The sequence below is a fragment of the Micromonospora sp. NPDC005206 genome, assembly GCF_040608175.1.
In the GTDB taxonomy this organism is placed as follows: domain Bacteria; phylum Actinomycetota; class Actinomycetes; order Mycobacteriales; family Micromonosporaceae; genus Micromonospora.
This window is the reverse complement of the sequence record NZ_JBEXHU010000075.1, coordinates 1-2,079: the sequence shown is the minus strand read 5'-3', so window position 1 is coordinate 2,079 and position 2,079 is coordinate 1. Positions and strand designations below refer to the sequence as shown.

The window sequence follows — 2,079 nt, the reverse complement described above, 5'->3', positions numbered from 1 at the left end:
CCATCTACCGGAGACCTCACTGCGTATCGATCACCGACACGCCACAACCCTGATCAAGGTCGACCGCCAGCCCCCGCTATGAAACACGGCCTAGTAGAGATGAGGCAACACCGAGTGGTTGGAGTGAGGTACGGATGGGCTCACTCAGACCCTGTTGCGGCTAGGTTGCCATGTTGGCGCTAACATTGTGTGCGTAGTTATTGTTAACACCCCGACACAAAGGTGTCAAGGGTCACGGGGCCACGTTCGCGTCCTGAGCCAGCCAATATCCAATGTGGATGAACGTGACCGGTACCCGTTGTGGTGACGGCATTGCGGCCACCGCGAGTGGCGACACGGCGTGGGCGCGCTCCCACGCCGGCTTCTCGCTCCCGCGCTCGGTCGGCGCCACGCGCCTGACCGGGTCGAGCCTTGGAGCAAGGCCGCAAGGATGTGCCACTACCGCAATCGACTTTAAACATCAGGGATTCGCTGGTGGATGACCTGCTTGCCGGGAGCGTTGAATTCAGCCACGGGTCGTTCGGATGGTGTTGTTGGCGGCCGAGGGGTTGTCCAATGCGGAGATCGGGCGGCGGGCGGGGATGACCCGGCAGACGGTGATCGCGTGGCGGGCCCGGTACGAGTCCGGCGGGACGGCCGCCGGCCGCCTGCAACTGGCCGCCTTCACCCTCGGCCACGGCGGCACCGGCCTGACCTTCTACGACCAGGACATCTCGGATGCGTTCGACACCCGTGCGGCCTGCATGCTCGCCGTCCCCATCGGGCTACCCACCTACCGGCCGAAGCCGGGCGGCCCACCCGGCCGGCCGCGGCGGCTCACCCTCTGACGGGTCCCTCTGGTGCTGGCTGCCCTGGCCCGCGAGAGGGTGTGGTCCACAAGCCAGAGTGACCGTCCGTGCGATGGTCCACACGCCGTTGATAGCGGGTCCGCTCGGGTGCCCGGTGGCAGTGCATGGTGCAGGGGCGGCGAAGCCCGGCGCTGTGAGCTGCCGCCCCTTGACCACGTCGGCCCAGCTATTGCATCACCTTCACCGCCTCAGACGCCCGCGCTTGCTTCTCCCGGCTGCCGGACCCACTGAGCGGCAAACCTGCGGCCTGGAAATGCGCGGACTCCCTGGGGCGTCAGGAGCTGCAGGTGTTCAGCTGGAGGCCGAGGTTGAGTAGTCGGCGGAGGTTGAGGGCGGCCATGCGGGTGTGGAGCCACCAGTCGTTGGCGTTCACGCCGTGGTAGCGCAGTTTGCGGCAGCGGCCTTTCAGGCCGATGAGCCAGGCGATGGAGCGCTCGACCAGGGTCGGTGCCGGCGGTAGGTATCGCGCAGTTGCGGATTGTCGGCCCAATCGCGGCGGGCTCGGCATAGCAGCGCGTCGTGTTGGTGTAGGGCCAGGCCTCGGCCGGTCTTCGAAGTGGTGCAGCGTTGCCGTAGTGGGCAGTCGCGCCAGGCGGCGCCGAAGGTGACCGTACGGCTGGCGGTGATGCGCCGGGTAGTGCCGTTGGGGCAGGTGACCGTGCCGGCGGTCTCGTTGACGGTGAAGTCGTCCAGGGTTAACCCTGCCCCTGCCGAAAACTCCATCCGCCCTGGTGAGGACCGGTGTGTGGTGTCGGAGACGTTGGCCCGGTTGCTGGGCGCTGAGCCCGGGCGTAGCTGGTGATCGATGCGGCATGATGGGCTGCCGTGCTGCTGCGACTGGCGTATCTGGGCATGACGAACGCGTTCGCGGTGCTGCGACTGCTGCCGATGAGCGGCTGGGACAAGGACGTGGAGATCCTTGCCCTGCGCCATCAGATCACGGTGCTGGAGCGCCAACTGGGTAAGGAGAAGGTGCGCCTCGACGCGAGTGATCGGGCGTTCCTGGCGTTCCTGCTGTACCGGCTGCCGCGCGACGTGCTGCGGCGGCTGCGGTTGCTAGTGCGCCCCGACACGGTGCTGCGCTGGCATCGTGATCTGCTGGCCCGCCGTCACGCAGCTGCCTCCCGACCCAAGCGCCCGGGCCGGCCGCGCACGGTTCGTTCCATCCGTGCCCTGGTACTGCGCCTGGCTCGGGAGAATCCCAGCTGGGGCTACCGGCGTCTGCACGGCG

The 2,079-nt window shown here is 67.5% G+C and carries 2 protein-coding genes and 1 pseudogene; 2 read left to right on the top strand and 1 reads right to left on the bottom strand.

Going from position 1 to position 2,079, the window contains the following annotated elements; translation table 11 throughout:
- Positions 1–524 precede the first annotated feature (524 nt).
- Positions 525–827, top strand: a complete 303-nt coding sequence (locus ABZU69_RS37055; RefSeq protein WP_354968864.1) for a helix-turn-helix domain-containing protein — start codon at positions 525–527, stop codon at positions 825–827.
- Between the two features lie 295 nt (positions 828–1,122).
- Here ABZU69_RS37055 and ABZU69_RS37050 read toward each other — a convergent pair.
- A pseudogene (locus ABZU69_RS37050) lies at positions 1,123–1,550 on the bottom strand (transposase); the annotation flags it as partial.
- A gap of 123 nt (positions 1,551–1,673) precedes the next feature.
- On the opposite strand from ABZU69_RS37050, the gene ABZU69_RS37045 reads away from it, so the two are divergent.
- A partial coding sequence (locus ABZU69_RS37045) for a helix-turn-helix domain-containing protein (RefSeq protein WP_354968863.1) occupies positions 1,674–2,079 on the top strand: 406 nt, incomplete at its 3' end.